Source organism: Campylobacter gracilis, assembly GCF_001190745.1.
Taxonomy (GTDB): Bacteria; Campylobacterota; Campylobacteria; order Campylobacterales; family Campylobacteraceae; genus Campylobacter_B; species Campylobacter_B gracilis.
In genome coordinates this window covers 1170058-1187038 of the sequence record NZ_CP012196.1, presented here as the reverse complement: position 1 = coordinate 1187038, position 16981 = coordinate 1170058, and the positions used below count along the sequence as shown (strand labels likewise).

Below are 16981 nucleotides of genomic sequence, written 5' to 3'. Positions count from 1 at the left end.
GCTGGCATTGCGGTGCCGATAGCTGCGCCATACGGGCTAAGCTTAGCGCAAATGAGACCTCGAAAAATTTAAAAAAAGCGGCAAAGGGCGCGGGCGTGAAGGATCGAATTTTATTAAATTTAGAGCATATTTTGCACCGCCCGGTACGTTTTATCCGCCCGCTGCGAGCGCAACTTGCTTGCAAAACAGCTCCTGCGGCGCGCAATTTATGAAAGCACGTGCATGAAAGCGGCTAAATTTGAGGTTTTCGGAGCAGTACAGGGGGTCGGGTTTCGCCCGTTCGTCTACAAGCTCGCCGTGGATTTGGGGCTAAAAGGCGAGGTTTATAACGACGGCGAAGGCGTTAAAATCATCGTTTGCGCAGACATTTTTGGGGCGCAACAGAACTCAGTCGATAAAAATTTTGCACCTTTAAATTTAGATGAGCCAAATTCTAACGAAATTCAAGCACAGAAAGTATCGTTATCAGCTGCTCGGTCTTTAAATTCTGCCGAGTCGGATTCTAACGAAGCCGCAAACTCATTACGAAATTTTGCAAGTTCAAATTTAAACGAGAGCTCCTTTTCGTCGCAGAACGCACCGAACTCGCCAAATGATTTGACCGGCTCGTCGCGCGATTTATTGAATGATTTAGTAAGCCTGCCCGATTCAGATTTGACGAGCTTGCCTCATGATTTGACGAGCTATTCGCAAGCCGCAGCGAGCGAGAAATTTTTACCAAACCTATTCAAGACCGATCTAAACAAGCAGGGCTCCATTTTGCCCGCTTCGTCGGATCAAAATTTTATCGTGCAAAATTCGTCGCAGCAGGGCGGTATGTCGCAGAATGAATCGTCGCAATATTTACAAAATACTAAGCGCGACTTGCAAGATGCGAAAGAGGACTTGCAAGGTGCGAAGGGAGATTTGGACGGCTTTAAACACGATTCGCAAAGCGCAGGGCAATATCTGTGCGAAGAAGAAATTTTAAAAATTTTCGAGCAGCGCCTCCGCAGCGAAGCGCCGCCGCTTTGTCGTATCGATAAAATTACTCGCACCGATCTAAATACACAAGATTTTACGCAGAATTTTACTGATTTTAAGATCACGCAATCCAAGGAGGGGCGTAAATTTAACCCGATTTTGCCCGATTTTGCGATCTGCGATCAGTGCAAAAAAGAGTTTTACGACCCGCAAAATCCGCGCTTCCACTATCCTTTTATCAACTGCACTGATTGCGGCCCGCGCCTTAGCATCATCGCCGCGCTGCCGTACGACCGCGTAAACACCACGATGAGGGCGTTTGAGATGTGCGAGTTCTGCCGCGGCGAATACACGGACCCGCTCACGCGCCGCTATCACGCCGAGCCGATCTCTTGCCCGCACTGCGGTCCGCAGCTGTTTTTATGCGGCGCGGGCGGCGAAATTTTATCAAGCGGCGAGGAGGCGATAGCGCGCACGGCGGAGCTTTTGTGGCGCGGACAGATCGGCGCGATCAAGGGAATGGGCGGCTTTCACATCGTCTGCGATGCGACGAACGAGCGCGCAGTACGCATGCTGCGAACGCTCAAAAAGCGCCCGAGTAAGCCCTTTGCAATCATGTGCCGCGACGCAGCGCAGGCAGGGCGCGCGGCAAGCTTAAGCGCAGAGGAAAAGGCGCTGATAGACTGTAACGTCAAGCCGATCGTGATTTTAAAAAAGCGTGAGTTTTCTTGGCGCACGCTGACGGGCTTTGCGGCGGATTTCGGCACACAAAATTTAAAGGCGCAAGGCAAAAATCCTATATCGCCGAGATTTGCGGGCGAGCAAGAAGAGGCGGCGCAAGGGCGGGGCTCTGCGTTACAAAATTTACGCAATTCCGCGGCGCTAAATTTTAGCACGCAAGGCGCTGAGAATTACACGGAGCAGGGCGAATTACAGAGTGCGCAAATTTTCAGTAAAACGGCGCACCGTAATTTCGCCTGTGATACGCTAGCGGCAAACGAGCTAGAGCGCGCATACGATCGGTCTGATTTGCAACGCGCGGTTAAAAATTTGAGCTCACCGCAAGCAGTAAGCGAGGCGCAAGTTACGATTAACGAGTTAAAATCGCAATTTGCGGCAAATAGCAGAGAACTGCGATACGTATCGCCCGATTCTTGGCATGCGGACGAGCAAAATTTACAACTCTCAACGAAGATATCTGATTTGCAGCCTGCAGCGAGCGAGCCCGTTTCGCAAAGATCCGCGAATATTTCAAGTTTGCAATATGCCGCGGATAGGGCAAACTCGCGATATGGGGCGTGTGAGCAGGACTTGCAAAACGCTGCAGATAAGGCGGCTTTGCAATGTGCGGTGAGCGAGCTAAGTTCGCAACAGACGATAAATTCGCAAGGCTCATGCTCTGCGCAGGCGTGTGTGGCGGACGTGCGTGGCGCATATTCCGATAACGGGGACGATTTCGTGCGTTTGCCCGCGAGTTTTTCGGCGATTTTTAGGGCAGGAATGATTTTCATCGCTCCGAGCGTGGCGCCAAACCTTAATAAAATCGGCATTTTCCTAGCCAACACCGGCGTGCATCTGCTGCTTTTTGAATACTTTGATCGCCCGATCGTCGCCACAAGCGCCAACATTAGCGGCGAGCCCATTATTTTTAGCAACGAGGAGTTGCGCGCGAAGCTGGGCAGCGTCATCTCGTTTTATCTGGATAACGACCGCGAAATTTTAACGCCGAGCGACGATAGTATCGCGTTTTTACCGCAGTTTGAAGCGCGAACTTTATCGCCTGATTTAAAAATGGCTTGCAATTCTAGTAAAATTTCCGAGCCGCTTCCGATCTGCGCTCAGACGGAAAACTCTGCGCAAAATTCCATTCTAACGCAGAATTCCGCAACCGCACAAACCCTTATCGCGCCGCAAAATTTTAAGGAAAATTTCGCAGATAGGCGAAATTTCGAGAACTCGCAAAGACCTTCCGATACGGATACAAGTTGCGACGTCGCAGATTTCACTTCAAAAAACAGCCGCGACTCCGCAAATTCGGCGCCTCAAAAAAACCAAGATGACGCAAATTCTGTCGCCAAAGCGAAACCTGTTTGCGAAACGAAATCCGCCTGCGCCACAGGTTTCGCAAATTTAAAAAACGTTGCAAATCCCACAAGCCTCGTAAATTTCGCAAATGCCGCAAAACCGACAAATACCGCGAATTTGGCGAGATACACAAATTTTTCCGCCGAAGCGGACGCTCTAAATCGCGCGTTGTTTTTGCGAACATCTCGCGGAATGAATCCAAAAATTTTCCCTAGCAAATTCCAGCTCAAAGGCACTTTCCTGGCGCTCGGAGCAGAGCTTAAAAATGAGTTTGCGATCTACAAAGACGGGCAAATTTTCATCTCGCCCTACATCGGCGATCTTAAAAACGTCGCCACGAATGAGCGATTTTTCGCGCTTTTGGATATGTTCGTGCGCGCCTACGAGCTGAAGTTCGATGCCGTCATCGCGGATTTGCACCCGCAGTTTTCACACACGCGTTTTTTCGAGCAGCGCGGATACCCCATGATCCGCTACCAACACCATTTCGCGCATCTGGTGTCGAATCTGGCGCAAAATGAGCTGCTAGGCAGCGGCAAAAAATACCTCGGCTTCTGCTTCGACGGCACCGGCTACGGCACGGACGGCACGATCTGGGGCGGCGAAATGATGATTTTTAACGAGTTCGGCTTTAATCGCGTAGCGAAATTCGACGAGATCGCGCTTATCGGCGGCGAGAATGCAATCAAAAACATCTACAAGCTCGCGCTCGCGCTCATATTTAAATTCAATGCAAAGGACGCTGCGCGCGAGTTTTTGGCAAAATTTAACGCGAGCGAAGTAGCAAATTTAGAAAAAATCGCGCCGCGTGCCATCCGCTCAAGCTCGCTAGGGCGGCTATTCGACGCGTTTGCTGCGGTCATTTGCGGCCTGCGAACCGTAAGCTTCGACGGCGAAGCGGGTATGCGACTTGAGAATCTATATATCGACGGCTGCGAGCAGAGTTACGAATTTACGCTGCGAAAGGAGGGCGAAAATTTTACCCAAAACGCGCCGCAACCCGCTTTGCAGCAGCAAAGCGCCGATGATTTGGCGCGCGAAGCGGGGCAGGGCGGTTTAAATGCGCAAAATCGTAGCGGCGTGAAAGATGGCTGCACGTTGCAAAGCGATTTTAAAGAGCTTGCGGATGATACGGCAAGTAAAAATGAGCTTGGACTAGCGGCTCAAAACATCGCCGAAGGCAGCGGCAAAAAGAATGAAAGTTCCGCCGCAAATTCTATAAACCAAGCGTCCGCCCTGAATTTAATAAATTTGGAAAGCAAAAACGCCACTGATGCGGATCAAACCCCGCAAAATAGAGCTTGCGCGCCGAGCTTTGAGGGCGAATGCTATGTGATCGATTACGAAGAGGCATTTTTGCAGGCTTTGAGCGATGAGCCGCGCTTGGCTGCGACGAAATTTATCAACGGCCTGGCAAACTTCATCGCGGAGTTTGCGGAGGGCTTCGGGCTCGAGGTCGTGCTAAGCGGCGGGGTCTTTCAAAACGCCACGCTTCTAAATCTTACGTGCGAAAAGCTGCGCGAGCGAGGGATAAAATTTCATCTAAATCGCGCCGTTCCTTGCAACGACAGCGGCATCGCATACGGGCAGCTCGCGGCATATCTAAGCGAAATTTCGCGCTAAACTCGTCCGCAAAAAACGCAATTATAGCCGTTAAGCTCGCTCTTTGTAAAATTTATTAGTCTCATCTCGCCGCTAAATTTGATGGCTCTGCGCCCTACCTGCTCTTTGCGTAAATTCTAACGCTACGGACGATAAAATCACTGCGGCTAGCTTTTCTAAAATCGCAAAATCAGCGAATAAATTTACGCCTTGCTGTCTTTATATGTCGCAGCTGAAACGTTAAAATTTTAAAATTTAACGGCGCGCCGTTGACCGCCATGGCATCACGGCGCACCACTATGGCAACCGATGCAAAATTCTACCGCGGCGCATGGCTAAATAACTGCGCAAATCCCAAGCTAAGACGCTATTTAGCGCCTGACTCTTAAAATTTGGACGCAAGCTCGCGGTAGAATTAAAATAACGTAGCACCGGTAAATTTCATCGCGCTAGCACTAAAATACAACGCGAAATCGCGAGTAAAATTTCAAAATACGCACGATGCTTTGGAGCTTTAAATTTTAAAGAATAAGCCAAATTAGCGCGAAATTCTTACTATTTGAGCGGAATTTCGGTAAAATTACGTTTAAAATACGCGAAATAAGGGGAGCTATGAAAAAAGAGGAAAAAGAGAGCGCCGTAAGATTTAGCATTTCGCTGCCGACGAAGCTTTTTGAGGATCTCGATGAAATGGTGCGCGCCAAGCAGTACCTAAGCCGCAGCGAGTTTATCCGCGATCTCATACGCGAAAAGATGGTCGAGGGCGTGCTTCACGGAGATGGCGAGGATGACTGCGTGGGCGTGCTTTGCATCGCTTACGATCATCACCAAAGCGATCTGATCGAGCAGCTCGTAGAGATCGAGCACCACGCAAACGTCACCATCGTCAGCACCAGCCACTTCCACATCGACGAGCGCCACTGCTTCGAGGAGATCACGATGCGGGATAAAATTTCAAAGATCGAGCGGCTCAGCGCCAAAATCGGCGCGCTAAAAGGGGTGAAATTTTCCAAGCTCGTAAAGGCGGTCATCACCGAAGCGTAGGGCGTTTGCACGTTTTTAAAAACAGCGCGTCGTGCTAAATTTATGCGCCTTTAAATTTAAACGCAGCTGCGGCACGACTTTTGCGAGTTGTGCAGCGCGATTCTCGATCGAGTAGCGAATTTGGGCGACGCGGCTGCGCAAGGCGTGCAAATAAAATTTGTTTAAATTTACGCGGCGAGTATGAAATTTTGAAATTTTAATCAAAAAGTATTCTTGCCGCGGGTTTAAATTTACGCACAGGCACGAAACTGGCGCAGCAGCTCGCGACTAAATTTTATAGGCGCCGCTTTTGTGTCGTATTTGTAAAGCCCGAGTTAGCGCAAAATCGATATTAAAATGGTCGCCGCTGGTATTCGGCACGCCGGAGAGCACGCGCGAGATTGTAGAGTACCGGGATAAAATCCACTCGCAAGCCCTGAATTTCGTGCTTCTATCTACGGCAATCTCTGGTTTATTTTGAGCCATTGCGAGCTGCGAGGTCTAAATTTAGAGAGTGCGGCTTTACAATCTGCGAGCAGGCGATAAAATTTAAAGTAGCGCCTTTGCCGTGAGCTTTAAAATTTTGTGTCGAGCCTTCGCAAACAGCGCACGAAATTTAGACGAAAACAAAGCGCGTAAATTTCAAGCCTCATTAAATTTCATAAAATTTTGCATCTTGATATAAAATTTATCAAATTTACGCCGTTTAAAGCAAAAACGTGGTATTTTACGCGCAAAATTTATTTTCCAAGGATAAAAAATGTGTAAAGATTGCGGCTGTTCAGTAGGCCATACTCACGAGACGGGTGCTCATTCGCACGAGCATCTCCATACCCACGCGGACGGCACCGTCCACTCCCACGCTCATATGCACGAGGCGGGGATCGATCACGAGCACGACGCGCACGATCACGTCCACGCAAATGTCGCTATTAGCGACGCCAAGACAATCGAGGTGATGAGTAAAATTTTAAGCGCCAACGACGAGGAGGCCGCTCACAACAGAGCTCATTTTGACGAGGATAAAATTTTATGTCTAAATTTGATGAGTAGCCCCGGTAGCGGCAAGACGACGCTACTTGAGACCACTATCAAAAGTGGCAAATTTAAAATCGGCGTCATCGAGGGCGATCTAGAGACTAACCGCGACGCCGATCGCATCATAAAAGCGGGCGCGCAGGCCCATCAGATCAGCACCGGCGAGACCTGCCATCTGGACGCCTTTATGGTTCACGAGGGGCTTCATCATATCGATACTAAAAATTTGGATCTGGTTTTCATAGAAAACGTTGGAAACCTCGTCTGCCCGGCGGCATTCGACGTGGGCGCGCACCTGAACGTGGTGCTTCTAAGCGTGCCCGAGGGCAGCGATAAAATCGCAAAATACCCCGTGATATTTCGTCGCGCAGACTGCGTCGTAATCACTAAAACCGCGCTGCTACCGCATTTTGACTTCGATATGGATGAAGTAGTGCGCGAAGTGCATAAACTCAACCCAAAAGCCGACGTCATCGCGCTTGATAGCAAAAGCGGCGAGGGCGTGGAGAAATGGCTGAAATTCCTACAATACAAGAAGGAATTTCGTTAATGTGCCTTTCAATCCCTTCAAAAATCATCTCAATCGACGAAAATAATTTCGCGACCGTGGAGACTCTGGGCGTGCGCCGCGGCGTGAGCTTGGATCTGCTCCCCGAGCCCGCGGCGGTCGGGGAGTACGTGCTGATCCACGTGGGCTTTGCGATGGAGAAGATCGATACGCAGCGAGCGAAGGAGAGTATCGAAATTTACGAGCAGATTGCAAAGCAGATGAGGGCGGAAGAGGGTTCCGTGTATGAAAGCATAGAGCCGAGAGCCGGCGCAGAGAATTAAAGCGACTTGCAAACCCGTAAAATTTAAGGTAAATAATGGATCTAATCAAGGATTTTAGGGATAAGGAGCTGATTTTAGCGCTTAGCAAGCTGATAATTTCCAAAAGCAAAAAGCCGCTAAACATCATGGAGATTTGCGGCGGACACACGCACTCGATCATGAAATTCGGCCTTCCTAGCCTGGTCGGCGAAAATATCAAATTTATCCACGGCCCCGGCTGTCCGGTGTGCGTGATGCCGCGCAGTCGCATCGACGAGGCGATCAAGCTCGCCGCGATGCCGCAGAGTATTTTTTGCACTCTAGCAGACATGCTGCGCGTGCCCGGCTCTCGCACCAGCTTGCAGAAGCTGCGCAGCGAGGGGCACGACATCAGAGCGCTTTATAGTCCGCTTGATTGCATAAGGATCGCGCAGGAAAATCCGCAAAAAACGGTGATATTCTTTGCGATCGGCTTTGAGACGACGACGCCGATGAGCGCCGTGCTTATCGATAAAGCGCTAAGCTTGGGGCTAAAAAATCTCTTTTTTCACATCAACCACGTCACAGTGCCCGCTCCCGTGCGAGCAATCTTAGACGACGCGGATGTGCAGATCGATGCGTTTTTGGGGCCTAGCCACGTAAGCGTGATCACCGGCGCGAAGGCCTACGAAAGCATTGCGCGGGATTACAAAAAACCGATCGCCGTAAGCGGATTTGAGCCGCTTGATATAATGGCGGGCGTGTTAAATTTGGTGGAGCAGCAAAACGCCGGCACCTACGAAGTTTTCAACGAATACGAGCGCGTCGTAAAAGAGGACGGCAACCAAAAAGCGCAAAATTTAATAGATAAATATTTTGAAATTTGCGATTTTCCGTGGCGAGGGCTCGGCGAAATTCCAAAAAGCGGCATGAAGTTGCGCCCGCAGTACGCGGCGCTAGATGCCAGGGTGCAGTTTGATTGCAGCGTACAGAGCGCTCCCGAGAGCAAGGCCTGTATCTGCGGCGAAATTTTACGCGGCAAAAAAAGCCCGTATGATTGCAAAGTTTTCGGCAAACACTGCACGCCTCAAAACCCGATAGGATCGTGCATGGTTTCAAGCGAAGGGGCGTGTGCGGCGTACTATAAATACGGCGACATCAAAAACGCGGGCTAAATGCGCGCGGTATCCGGCTAGCAGAGCGTAAATTTTAAAAATAAGTCATGCTTTAAAATTTTAACCAAAGCGAAATCGCCGCGCTAAATTTTACTTTAAAATTTTGCGCGGCGTCGTAGCGGCACGGCTCGTTCGACTCCGGAATACGGGCTTTAAATTTTAAAACCGAGCGAAAAGGAAAAATTTGAACGAAACTATACTTTTAAGCCACGGCGGCGGCGGCGAGGAGATGAATAGGCTCATCAACGAGATGATCTTTGCGGCGTTTGATAATGAAATTTTGCGCGCCAACAACGACAGCGCGATACTAAATTTAGACGCCGGGGCGGGTTTTGACCGCACGGCGCCGAGTTCTGCTTTGAATTCGGCGGCTAGTTTCGGCGGCGAGCTAGCTTTCAGCACCGATAGCTTCGTCGTTACGCCTCTGTTTTTTAACGGCGGCGACATCGGTAAAATTGCCGTTTGCGGCACCGTCAACGACCTTGCGATGGTGGGCGCAAAGCCGCTGTTTTTAAGCTGCGCGCTCATCATCGAGGAGGGGCTTAGCCTAAGCGAGCTGCGACGCATTTTGGACTCGATGGCTAGCACCGCGCGAAGTTGCGGCGTTCGTGTCGTTTGCGGCGATACAAAGGTCGTGCCGCGCGGCAAATGCGATAAAATTTTCATCAACACTAGCGGCATCGGCCGTGTTTTGCGACCTGCGCGCGTGCAAAACATCAAAGCGGGCGCAAAAATCCTGCTTAGCGGAGACATCGGGCGGCACGGGGCAGTGATACTCGCGGTGCGCGACGAGATCGCTCTAAGCAGCGAGCTGCAAAGCGACTGCAAACCGCTTTGCGCTGCGGTAGAAGAGCTGATCTTGCAAGGCGTGAAAATCCAAGCGATGCGAGATGCGACGCGCGGCGGGCTCAGCGCGGTTTTGAACGAATTTGCAAGCTCCAGCGGGCTTGAATTTTTAGTGCGCGAAGAGGATATCAAAATCAGCGACGAAGTAGTGGGCGTGTGCGAGCTGCTGGGCTTCGAGCCGTACGAGCTCGCAAACGAAGGCACGTTCGTAGCGATCGTAGAAGATGACGCCGAGGCGAACAGAGCGCTTGAGATACTGCGCGAATTTGACGCAAATGCCGCAATCATCGGCGAGGTACGCGAAGTAGGGCACGACAAAGGCGAATTTAAGGGCTCTTTGGCACCCAAACTTGGTACGTGGGACGAATCTACGGGCGCGAGCGACGCGGGCACGGTATCAGAAAATAGGGCGGGACAATTTCAAACTCCGCATGCGACAAAAGGGCGAGTGATCTTGCAAAATGCCTACGGCTCGCAGCGATTTTTAGAGCTTCCGAAAGGCGAACTATTGCCGCGGATTTGCTAAATTTGCGTGCAAATTTAGCAAATTTAAGCCTAAATTTCAGAGCATGTTTTAAATTTACAGCAAAATTTCGTATAGAATACGGCGCGGCCGTAAAATTTAGAGGGAAAAATGCATGAACTATCGATTGTAGCGGATCTTGTGGCGCTATGTGAAAAGGCGTTAAACGCCGAAAAAGCAAAGAAAAAAGGCGCGGCCGAGCAGGGCGGTAAAAATAGCTGCGACATCGCCGATACAGCCAATGAAAATACGAATTCCGCAAATACCAACATAGGCCCTAAAAATACCGAAAATACGGGCGTTGCAGATACGAACCCAAACGACAAAAGCGGCGATTTTTATAAAAATTTAGATGCGAAACCACAGGCGTCTTACGATACATTTAGTTCGAAAAGTCCACAGATAAGGGAGCTGCACGTAAAAATAGGGCGACTAAGCGGCGTGGAAGCGCATTATCTGCAAAACTGCTATGAGGTCTTTCGCGCAGGCACCGTCTGCGAAAATGCGGATCTCATCATCCATACCCAAGAAATCGTCGTAAAATGCAAAAACTGCGGTTTTAGCGGAGATTTGACGCAGAACGACTTTTTTTGCCCGCACTGCAAAAGCTCCGAAATCAGCGTAATCGACGGCGAGGATATGTATCTAATGCGCCTGGTTATTGAATAAAAGAGGGCGTTTTCTGGGTGCAAAACTTTCCATATTTTGAATTTAACTCCTTGCCATAAGCAAAATTTCATTTCCGCCTAATTTAGATATTTACCTCTATTTCATTCTTGCAATAATACTATCCATTATCCTGCTGATTTCATTTGAAATCACAAAATTATGAAATATAAAAATTCTTCTAATAAAAACTATTAATAAAAACAACAAATGCGTTAAAAATACATGAAATTATTCATATAATTATACGTTAATTTCGTATTGAATTTTTACTTGAAAATTATAGTTTTCAATATAGAATATCTAGAAATATGGTGCTTTTGCTCCAAAAAATTGAAAAATGATGAACTACTGATATATATTTTCATATTAATGATTTCTATGTAGTAAACGATTTATAAAAATGAATTTTTTGATTTTATTAATTTGGCATCATTTCTATAAATTTTATGAACGTATTTATTTAAATTATAATAAGCTTATTGTATCGCCCTATTTTGTATCTAATATTTACAACATTAAATTTAATATAAATCATGCTTATATTCTACATTAATTTAATATTGCAGTAGTATTGACAATGATTATCTCATCTGATATAATAACGCGAAAATTTTATCAGATTTTAGGAGTTAAATTTTGAAAGTTTTTACTCTCTCTCTCTCTCTCTGAAGCTGCAGCTACCCTACTTTTATTGAGCGCCGCAAATCCAGCCATAGCCGACGAGCAAACTAAGCAAAGCATAAATCTCGGTGAAGTAGAAGTTACCGCAAACAAAATAAGTGAAAATTTAAAGGATGTGCCACAAAGTATCAGCGTCGTAAGTGATACTGAGTTACAAGAGCGCGATGTCAAAAACGTCGAGGAGCTGGTAAAAACTATGCCGAACATTACCGGTGTGGGCGGGATGTACGAGGGCATCAGTACTAGAGGACTCAATCCTTCGATATATACGAGTTCCAACCCCGTTACGGTCTATGTCGGCGGCGTAGCGCAAAGCAACAAAGACGCAGCCTATATCCCCGTTACAAATATCGATCACGTCGAGGTTTTACGAGGTCCTAGCAGCGCGATCTACGGCAAAGACTCAATCGGCGGCATCATCAATATCGTTTTGAAAGAGCCGACTAACGAGTGGAGCGGCAGCGTCGGCGCCGAATACGGCTCGCACAAATACATGTTAGGTCTTTTTGAAACCAGCGGCGCGCTGATTGATGATAAACTATTTTTAGGTTTAAACGGCTCGGCGTCCAAAGAGGATGGCTGGATCATCAACGATCTAAACGGCGATAAAGCCAACGACAAGAAAAATTACAATTTCGGACTAAATTTAAAGATAGTGCCGACTGATCGTTTTACGATTAAAATTTACGGCGATCTTTTTCACCGCCAGGACAACTCGCTCGACGAGCTTTTTATCCCAAAATCGAGATTTGGCAATATCTCAAAAAGCGAAGCCAAGCATATAAACTTAGAAACTCCCGCCCGCGTAAAGCAAACCTCTAGCTCGGGAGCGTTAGATCTAAAATATGAATTTGACAAATTTGACGCGACTTCGGCTACGACCTTTCGTAGAGCTAAAAAAGACGGGCTCTACGACGAGGATTTCGGTAGTAAAATAACCTATCTCGACCCCGATCACTATGGGCTAGTTACATTTTTAAATTCTAAAAATGATACCTTCTCCGAGGAGCTTAGATTTAGTAGCAATGACGAACAAAGCTTCAAATGGGTCGGCGGGCTTTATTACGAAAACGAAAAACAAGTCTTCGGCCCGATCGGCGATCAATACGGCGACGGCGGCGGTAGGACGATAGTCGAGGATTGGCCTTCGGTCAATCGCGCGCAGACGGCATCGGTATTTGGTCAGATCATCTATCAGATCACGAGCAAATTTGATGCTACGCTTGGTGGCAGGTATCAGCAGATCAGAAAACACACAAAGGTCGATTACTTTTCATACGAGCTAGGGCGCGATCCCGGTGCGCCCGCGTTTTCGATGGACGAAAAAGCGACATTTAGGACGTTTTTGCCAAAAATCGCACTTGGATACGATATCACCGACGAGCTAAATATTTATGCGATGTATTCGAAGGGCTATCTAGCCGGCGGCTTTAATTTTTACACCACCGGCGGCAGCAGGGAGGATAATAAATTTGACGCACAGACGAGCGATGACTACGAGATCGGCGTAAAGGGTTCATATGAGAGCTTTAGATTTTCTACCGCGCTATTTTATATGGACATCAAGGGCACGCATATATTTTACACCGACCCCAATAACCCCAACATCTACTCGACCGCAAACGCTGATAAATCAAAATCTATGGGCGTGGAATTTGAAGGCGTCGCAAAAGCAAGCAAAGAGCTTGATATAAATTTAGCCGCGAGTCTGCTAAAGACCAAATACGGAGATTATATCAACAAAGATGGCACGAATAATAAAGGCAATAAAATCGAGAAAAACCCCGAGTATAAACTCTCTTTGGGCGCGTCGTACTACGCTCCGATGGGAATTTATACGAGACTGGACGGAAATATGATAGGCAAGACCTACTTCGATGCTCAAAATAAGCTAGCTCAAAAGAGCTATTTTACGGCGGATGCAAAAGTAGGCTACCTAAAAGATGGCTTTGACGTGTATTTTTACGTCAAAAATTTGACCGACAAAGAGTATTTCTCGCACATACGCGACAGAGCGAGTAATGTCTTAGTTACCTATGGCAAAGGCAGAACGCTCGGCGTCGGCGTAAGATATAGTTTTTAAATTTAGTAAATTTTACTAAAAGAAAGGATGAAAAATGAGGAAAAGTTTAGCTGTATTGGCAGTTTTAGGTGCATTTAGCGTAGCAGGCGCGCATGATTTTTGGCTTGCGGGTCAAAATGACGACAAACTGAGGGTTCAGATCGGATTTGGAGATGGATTTGCCACGTGCGAGCCGATCGATAAGCAGAGGGAGAATAATTTTGAAATCCCCGTAGTCATAGATAAAAACGGCAAAAAAATCGAGCTAAAGCGCACGAGCGAAAACTATAAATTTGAGGGCGAAAAGCAGCCGGAAGGCGTCTATATCATTACCGGGCAATATAAACCGACCTTTTGGACTGAGGATAAAAGCGGCAAATGGCATATGGGCGGCACGAAAGATACGATCAAAGACGCTAAATTTTGCCGCCGCGCCACCATGCTCGCAAAGGGCGTAATCAACACACAAGCAGGCGATCTCATAACTAAGCCCGTGGGCGAGCGACTCGAGCTCGTACCTTTAGAAAATCCGGTAAATTTCAAAGCCAATAAGCCGTTTAAAATTAAAGTGCTATTTGAAGGCAAGCCGCTTGCAAATGCCGCGGTTGAAGGTGCGCCGGATGGATTTCTGGAAGATATGAGCGCATTTTATGGTATGACCGACGATAAGGGCGAAATCGAGGTAATGGCGCTAAAGCCGGGTCCTTGGATACTAAAAGCAAGAAATAAACTCGCATTTTCGGATCCAAAGAAATGCGACGAAGAGACGATTATCGCGTCCTTTGCCTTTGAAGTGAAATAAGTTTAAATTTACTCTAAATTTTACTCCGGCTTTTAAATTTAAAAGCCGGATTACGCTATGTGAGAACTTTCGCGAACTTTGTAATTACCGCGCGTAGGCTACGCTTTTAACTCGTCGCGATTTGCGCATTATGCTACGATAAGCCTTCCTGGCAAAATTTCAATTTTAGCTTGAATGCTCACTTTTTCATAAATGCTCGCATATTTTTAAAATTCAGCTTCTAGTGCCTATTCGCCTAAAACAATCCTCGTTCAAAACCAAAAGATTAAATTTAATTCAAATTTTGCTCTATTTAAATTCCACTTGCGCCCTAAAATTTATCTAAATTTCAAACCCCGCAAGTATAATCCGCCATAGATTTTAAAATTCCAAAGGCACAACTTTATGAACCCTAAAATTTTAAGCGCCATAAAATTTCGCGGCATAACCTCTAGCGTTTTGGCAATCTGCACTTATCTGATCATTTGGGCTTGTTGCGAGTTTTGGCATGACGTTGAAATAAGCAAATTTTTAGGCGTTGCCGCCGTAATTGTTGCCATAATTTTCGCTTCGATGATTTTTAAACTCTCGGCAACCAAAATTATCTCTGATATCTCCGATAGTAAGGTTTTTAGGACGTATTTAATTACCTTTATCGCCCGAGTGCTTTGGGCTATTATGGTTATCGCATTTTTATTGTATGCTATAAATATCGCGAGCTCGGAAACTCTCAATTACTTCTTTCATAGCCACAGAGAATCTTTTGTAGATACATTCTATTCTGTTATTAGAACAACTCAAAATATAGGGTTTAGTTATCAAAACGAAGCGACGCTGATTGCCATATGGAGCAATATCTTTCTTGTTGTAATTCCAGCACTTAAAACTATTAATTACGTAGTGTTGATACTAGTGTATTATAAACTAGGCAAAGCTGCTACAAATAAGATTTTTTACTTCTGTGGAGGATTATATTTTATGTATTGGATACTTCTAAATATTATGAATGTATTCGTTAATCTTCCGAAAATAAGCAATGTAACAGCGGTATGTATCATACTTATAGCGATTTTTTTATCTGAAATTTTAGAACTTATCGCTTGGATTAGGATTAAAGGGATTTTGGGCGCGGAGCTTTGGAATAAAAACTTATGGACGACGCCTATAAAATAAATCAAAAAAACTAATCTGAAATTATGCGCAAGCCGCTTAAAATTTCATAAATTTGCTTCACAAATTCCATATCGCACCGCAAATTCTACGCGAAATTCATATGCACGATGTAAATTTTAAAATTCGCCCTACTTTAAAATTTCATCTTTTACCTAAAATTTATCATTAAAAATCTATAATATTCCAAAATATATTTTCTAAACGCAACCGCCTATAAAGCACACAAAATCGGGCGTATTAAAAAGTATATAATCTAAATTAAAGGATAGAAAATGAGTAAGCTCCACTCTTTCGCGCTGGCCCTTGCGCTGTGCGCGAGTTCGCTTTTTGCAGACCGCGTCGTAACCGATCAGCTAGGCCGCGACGTCACGCTGCCCGACGAGGTTAAGCGCATAGTCGTGCTTCAGCACCAAAGCCTAAACGCGCTCAACGAGCTAAACGCGATGGATAAGATCGTCGGCGTGCAGGAATCGTGGGAAAAGTCGCTCGGCAAAAACTACATCCGCCTAGCGCCGAGCCTAAAAGACATGCCGACTCCTGGCGATCTAAAGGTCATCAACTACGAGGCGGTGCTTAAGCTAAAGCCCGACGTCGTGATCGTCACGAACTACATCCCGCAAGAATACATCGATAAAATGACGGAGCTCAAAATCCCCGTCGTCGCCGTTAGCTTTCAGCGTAGCGACGCCGCCGATAAAAGCAAGCTAAATCCGACCTTCAAAGACGATGAAGCCGCCTACACCGAGGGCTTTTACGACGGGATCGAGCTTCTTGGCAAGGTCGCAAACCGCGAGAAAGAGGCCGCCGAGCTAATAAGCTTCGTCAAAACCTCGCAAGAGCAGCTAAAGGCTAAATTTAGCGACTTCATCGTGGATAAAAGACCTAAAATTTACATGGCAAATCCCGATCTTACGACCTACGGCAGCGGCAAGTACACGGGTATAATGTTTATGCGTGCAGGCGCACAAAACGTCGCAGCAGAGAGTATCAAGGGCTACAAGCAGGTCTCTGCCGAGCAAATTTTAGCGTGGGCGCCGCAGATGATCTTCGTGCAGGATCGCTACCCGCAGGTGCCCGCCGAGCTTAAATCCAACCCGCAGCTTGCAAATTTAAGCGCGGTTAAAGAAGATAAAATTTACATGATGCCCGAATACGCCAAAGCGTGGGGCTATCCGACCGCCGAAGCCATGGCGCTTGGCGAGTGGTGGCTAGCGATGAAGCTCTATCCGGAGCACTTTGACGAGGCGGAATTTGACAAAAAAGTGGAGGAATTTTATCAAAAATTCTACCGCACGAGCTATAAATGAAATTTTCCGCCCTACTGCTGCTCTGGGTTCTGCTATTTGCGGTATCGCTGGGTATCGGGCAGTATCCTGTGAGCCTAGAGGAGACGGGTAAAAATTTTTGCCAGCAAGATTCTGCGTAAAATCGCAAATTCCGCCTTGCAAAAGCATTTGAAATTCCCACGACAAAATGGAATTTATATAAAAATTTATCTGGATTTTATGCCGATCGGCTATAATTTCGCTATTCTAACCTCGCATATTTTGCGGAATTTTCAAGGAGAAAAA

At 46.8% G+C, this 16981-nt stretch carries 12 protein-coding genes; all 12 read left to right on the top strand.

Features of this window, described 5'->3' with window-relative positions:
• Nucleotides 1-222: 222 nt before the first annotated feature.
• The 12 genes from CGRAC_RS12845 (at nucleotide 223) to CGRAC_RS12740 (ending at nucleotide 16836) form a co-directional block, all read left to right on the top strand.
• A complete protein-coding gene (locus CGRAC_RS12845; RefSeq protein ID WP_005870444.1) occupies nucleotides 223-4671 on the top strand; it encodes a Kae1-like domain-containing protein in 4449 nt (1482 codons plus the stop codon).
• Between the two features lie 591 nt (nucleotides 4672-5262).
• Nucleotides 5263-5694, top strand: a complete 432-nt coding sequence (gene nikR / locus CGRAC_RS05945; RefSeq protein ID WP_005870445.1) for a nickel-responsive transcriptional regulator NikR — start codon at nucleotides 5263-5265, stop codon at nucleotides 5692-5694.
• 739 nt (nucleotides 5695-6433) lie between these two features.
• A complete protein-coding gene (gene hypB, locus CGRAC_RS05930) occupies nucleotides 6434-7261 on the top strand; it encodes a hydrogenase nickel incorporation protein HypB (RefSeq protein ID WP_005870451.1) in 828 nt (275 codons plus the stop codon).
• Nucleotides 7261-7542, top strand: a complete 282-nt coding sequence (locus tag CGRAC_RS05925) for a HypC/HybG/HupF family hydrogenase formation chaperone (protein WP_005870452.1) — start codon at nucleotides 7261-7263, stop codon at nucleotides 7540-7542. The genes hypB and CGRAC_RS05925 overlap by 1 nt, the downstream gene beginning before the upstream one ends.
• A gap of 35 nt (nucleotides 7543-7577) precedes the next feature.
• Nucleotides 7578-8675 (top strand): hydrogenase formation protein HypD, encoded by a 1098-nt coding sequence (gene hypD / locus CGRAC_RS05920; protein WP_005870453.1) that lies wholly within the window; start codon nucleotides 7578-7580, stop codon nucleotides 8673-8675.
• Nucleotides 8676-8859: 184 nt separating this feature from the next.
• Nucleotides 8860-10047 carry a hydrogenase expression/formation protein HypE gene (gene hypE, locus CGRAC_RS05915; protein ID WP_005870454.1) on the top strand — a complete coding sequence of 396 codons (1188 nt, stop codon included), beginning with the start codon at nucleotides 8860-8862 and terminating at the stop codon, nucleotides 10045-10047.
• Nucleotides 10048-10155: 108 nt separating this feature from the next.
• Nucleotides 10156-10713, top strand: coding sequence for a hydrogenase maturation nickel metallochaperone HypA/HybF (locus CGRAC_RS11535; RefSeq protein WP_005870456.1), 558 nt, complete (start codon nucleotides 10156-10158; stop codon nucleotides 10711-10713).
• A gap of 691 nt (nucleotides 10714-11404) precedes the next feature.
• Nucleotides 11405-13477 (top strand): TonB-dependent receptor, encoded by a 2073-nt coding sequence (locus CGRAC_RS05905; RefSeq protein WP_005870460.1) that lies wholly within the window; start codon nucleotides 11405-11407, stop codon nucleotides 13475-13477.
• Between the two features lie 34 nt (nucleotides 13478-13511).
• The gene (locus tag CGRAC_RS05900; protein WP_005870462.1) at nucleotides 13512-14258 is read left to right on the top strand and encodes a DUF4198 domain-containing protein; all 747 of its coding nucleotides are present in this window, start codon (nucleotides 13512-13514) and stop codon (nucleotides 14256-14258) included.
• Nucleotides 14259-14642: 384 nt separating this feature from the next.
• On the top strand, nucleotides 14643-15410 hold the full coding sequence (locus CGRAC_RS05895) for a hypothetical protein (protein ID WP_005870464.1): 768 nt from the start codon (nucleotides 14643-14645) through the stop codon (nucleotides 15408-15410).
• A gap of 272 nt (nucleotides 15411-15682) precedes the next feature.
• Nucleotides 15683-16717, top strand: a complete 1035-nt coding sequence (locus CGRAC_RS05890) for an ABC transporter substrate-binding protein (protein ID WP_005870469.1) — start codon at nucleotides 15683-15685, stop codon at nucleotides 16715-16717.
• Nucleotides 16714-16836: a hypothetical protein gene (locus CGRAC_RS12740; RefSeq protein WP_005870471.1), complete on the top strand. Its 123-nt coding sequence runs from the start codon at nucleotides 16714-16716 to the stop codon at nucleotides 16834-16836. Before CGRAC_RS05890 ends, CGRAC_RS12740 begins: the two co-directional genes overlap by 4 nt.
• The last annotated feature ends 145 nt before the right edge of the window (nucleotides 16837-16981 follow it).

Bases quoted from the DNA above. Each gene is read 5' to 3' on its own strand.
- CGRAC_RS11535 (WP_005870456.1), top strand. From the start codon at position 10,156: ATGCATGAACTATCGATTGTAGCGGATCTTGTGGCGCTATGTGAAAAG.
- CGRAC_RS12845 (WP_005870444.1), top strand. From the start codon at position 223: ATGAAAGCGGCTAAATTTGAGGTTTTCGGAGCAGTACAGGGGGTCGGG.
- CGRAC_RS05925 (WP_005870452.1), top strand. From the start codon at position 7,261: ATGTGCCTTTCAATCCCTTCAAAAATCATCTCAATCGACGAAAATAAT.
- CGRAC_RS05890 (WP_005870469.1), top strand. From the start codon at position 15,683: ATGAGTAAGCTCCACTCTTTCGCGCTGGCCCTTGCGCTGTGCGCGAGT.
- CGRAC_RS05900 (WP_005870462.1), top strand. From the start codon at position 13,512: ATGAGGAAAAGTTTAGCTGTATTGGCAGTTTTAGGTGCATTTAGCGTA.
- nikR (WP_005870445.1), top strand. From the start codon at position 5,263: ATGAAAAAAGAGGAAAAAGAGAGCGCCGTAAGATTTAGCATTTCGCTG.
- CGRAC_RS05895 (WP_005870464.1), top strand. From the start codon at position 14,643: ATGAACCCTAAAATTTTAAGCGCCATAAAATTTCGCGGCATAACCTCT.
- hypD (WP_005870453.1), top strand. From the start codon at position 7,578: ATGGATCTAATCAAGGATTTTAGGGATAAGGAGCTGATTTTAGCGCTT.
- hypB (WP_005870451.1), top strand. From the start codon at position 6,434: ATGTGTAAAGATTGCGGCTGTTCAGTAGGCCATACTCACGAGACGGGT.
- CGRAC_RS12740 (WP_005870471.1), top strand. From the start codon at position 16,714: ATGAAATTTTCCGCCCTACTGCTGCTCTGGGTTCTGCTATTTGCGGTA.